A 2,798-nucleotide genomic window follows, 5' to 3' on the forward strand; every position below is an offset into this window, starting at 1 on the left:
TGCCGTAAGTGGCCACTCGACATTAGCCAAGGCGGTCGGCCGCCGCGGCAATCCGCTCGTCGGTGGCGGTCAACGCGACCCGGACATGCCGGGCGCCGCGTGCGCCGTAGAACTCGCCGGGCGCCGCCAGGATGCCGCGCTGCGCCAGCCAGGTGACGGTGTCGCGGCATGCCTCACCGCGGGTAACCCATAGATAAAGCCCGGCCTCGGAGTGGTCGACGGCGAAACCGGCCGACCGGAACGCCGGAAGCAACACGTCGCGGCGTCGGCGGTAGCGGTCGCGCTGCTGGCGCTCGTGGGGATCGTCGTCCAGGGCGGCGACCATGGCCGCCTGCACCGGTGTCGGCACCATCATCCCGGCGTGTTTGCGCACCGCCAGCAGCTCGGCGACCACGGTTTGGTCCCCGGCGACGAAGCCGGCCCGGTAGCCGGCCAGCGAAGAGCTCTTGGACAGCGAGTGCACCGCCAGCAGGCCGGTGTGGTCGCCGTCGCACACCGCGGGATGCAGGACCGACAGCGGTTCGGCGTCCCAGCCCAGGCCCAGGTAGCACTCGTCGGACGCCACCACCCCGCCGCGCTCGCGGGCCCAGCCGACGACCTTGCGCAAATGGTCGACACCGAGGACCTGCCCGGTCGGATTGCTTGGCGAGTTCACATAGACCAACGCCGGCGCCTGCGGACCGAGCTGGGTCAGCGAATCGGCGTAGAGCACCCGAGTTCCAGCCAGTCGCGCGCCCACGTCGTAGGTGGGATAGGCCAACTCGGGCACCACGACCAGGTCATCGGCGCCCAAGGCCAGCAGCGTCGGCAGCCACGCGATGAGTTCCTTGGTGCCGATCACCGGCAGCACCGCCGCCTCGGTCAATGCGGTGACGCCGTAACGACGCTCTAGCGCGGCGACAGCCGACTGGCGAAACTCCGGGGTGCCCGCAGTGGTGGGGTAGCCGGGTGCGGCGCTGGCTGCGGCTAGCGCGTCGCGGATCACCGGCGCAACCGGATCGACAGGCGTGCCAACCGATAGGTCGACGATGCCGTCCGGGTGCGACGTGGCCAGCGCTGTCGCGTCAGCCAGGGTGTCCCAGGGGAACACAGGCAACCGAGCTGACACGGCCGACCGTCCCCCGCAAGCGGGAGGTGCCCCCAGTCGGCGGTTCACCAGGCTGCTCAGTCGCCCTCACCTTGGGGCGGCAGATCTTTGACGACCTGCGGGTCGTGCTCGGTCATGCCGACCTTGGCCGCGCCACCGGGCGATCCGAGTTCGGCGAAGAAGTCTGCGTTGATCTGCGTGTACTGATTCCACTGATCGGGCACGTCGTCTTCGTAGTAGATCGCCTCGACCGGGCAGACCGGCTCGCAGGCACCGCAGTCCACGCATTCGTCGGGGTGTATGTACAGCATCCGAGCCCCCTCGTAGATGCAGTCGACCGGGCATTCCTCGATACATGCCTTGTCCTTGATGTCGACGCAGGGTTCGGCGATCGTGTACGTCACGAAGGTCTCCTCCATGTGCTGCTCAATGTGGCTGTTCGCTTCACCGGGTTTCGCTTCCCGGCGATGCAGATCCGTTGATTACTGATACTAGACGTTGCATATACAAATCAAGCACCGGCCAGCTATGCGCGCTGGTGCAGTGCAACTAGTTGCATAGCATTGGCCGCTGTCCTTATGCTGCGCCCGTGGCTCTACCCCACGCGATCTTGGTGTCGTTGTGCGAGCAGTCCGGCTCCGGCTACGAACTGGCACACCGATTCGACCGTTCCATCGGCTACTTCTGGAGCGCCACCCATCAGCAGATCTACCGAACGCTGCGGGCGATGGAAGACGACGGCTGGGTCTCAGCGACGCTCGTCGTCCAGCGCGGCCGGCCGGACAAGAAGGTCTACACCGTCTCCGACGCCGGCCGCGCCGAACTGGCCCAATGGATAGCCGAGCCGCTAACCGGACGTGGCGGAGCGCTCAGCGACACCCGCACCCGCGATGTGGCCGTCAAACTACGCGGCGCCGCCTACGGCGACCCGGCTGCGCTGCGCACGCAGATTTGTGCGCTGCGCGCCGAGCGTGCCCGGCTGTTGGACACCTACCGCGGATTTGAGAAGAAACAGTTCCCCGACCCGTCGGCACTGCGCGGCAGCGGGCTACATCAATATTTGGTGCTGCGCGGCGGCATCCGCGCCGAGGAGAGCACGATCGACTGGCTCGACGAGGTGGCCGCAGCATTACAGGAGCCTGCATGACCTATCCAAACCTGTTGTCCCCGTTGGACCTCGGATTCACCACGCTGCGTAACAGGGTGATCATGGGTTCGATGCACACCGGTCTGGAGGACCGTGCATACCATGTCGACCGGCTGGCCGAGTATTTCGCCGAGCGCGCCCGCGGCGGTGTCGGACTGATCATCACCGGTGGCTACGCGCCGAACCGGACCGGTTGGTTGCTGCCGTTGGCCTCGGAGCTGGTTTCCTCCGCGCAGGCGCGCCGGCATCGTCGCATCACCAGCGCGGTCCACGACGCGAGTGGCAAGATTTTGCTGCAGATCTTGCACGCCGGACGTTATGCGTACCACCCGCTTTCGGTAAGCGCGTCGTCGATCAAGGCGCCGATCAACCCGTTTCGCCCGCGTCGGCTCTCGTCGCGCGGGGTGCACAGCACGATCGACGACTTCGTGCGCTGCGCGCAGCTCGCCCGCGAGGCCGGCTACGACGGCGTCGAAATCATGGGCAGCGAAGGGTATTTGATCAACCAATTCCTGGCGCCGGGTACCAACAAGCGCAACGACGCGTGGGGCGGCACACCGGAGA

Annotated in this window: 3 protein-coding genes and 1 pseudogene; 2 read left to right on the top strand and 2 right to left on the bottom strand. The window is 66.8% G+C overall.

The genetic code is table 11. The annotated features are described in order from the left end of the window. Window positions 1-22: 22 nt before the first annotated feature. Both dapC and fdxA read right to left on the bottom strand, forming a co-directional pair. Complete coding sequence (gene dapC, locus WAN71_RS27975) at window positions 23-1,108, bottom strand: succinyldiaminopimelate transaminase (RefSeq protein ID WP_422228436.1); 1,086 nt, start codon at window positions 1,106-1,108, stop codon at window positions 23-25. 56 nt (window positions 1,109-1,164) lie between these two features. Further along, the gene (fdxA, locus tag WAN71_RS27980; protein WP_422228437.1) at window positions 1,165-1,491 is read right to left on the bottom strand and encodes a ferredoxin; all 327 of its coding nucleotides are present in this window, start codon (window positions 1,489-1,491) and stop codon (window positions 1,165-1,167) included. Window positions 1,492-1,676: 185 nt separating this feature from the next. On the opposite strand from fdxA, the gene WAN71_RS27985 reads away from it, so the two are divergent. After that, window positions 1,677-2,234 (top strand): PadR family transcriptional regulator, encoded by a 558-nt coding sequence (locus WAN71_RS27985; RefSeq protein ID WP_422228438.1) that lies wholly within the window; start codon window positions 1,677-1,679, stop codon window positions 2,232-2,234. Continuing rightward, window positions 2,231-2,798: pseudogene (locus WAN71_RS27990) on the top strand (NADPH-dependent 2,4-dienoyl-CoA reductase); the annotation flags it as partial. The gene WAN71_RS27985 and the pseudogene WAN71_RS27990, both read left to right, overlap by 4 nt.

It is taken from the genome of Mycobacterium sp. (assembly GCF_049280035.1).
Taxonomy (GTDB): domain Bacteria; phylum Actinomycetota; class Actinomycetes; order Mycobacteriales; family Mycobacteriaceae; genus Mycobacterium.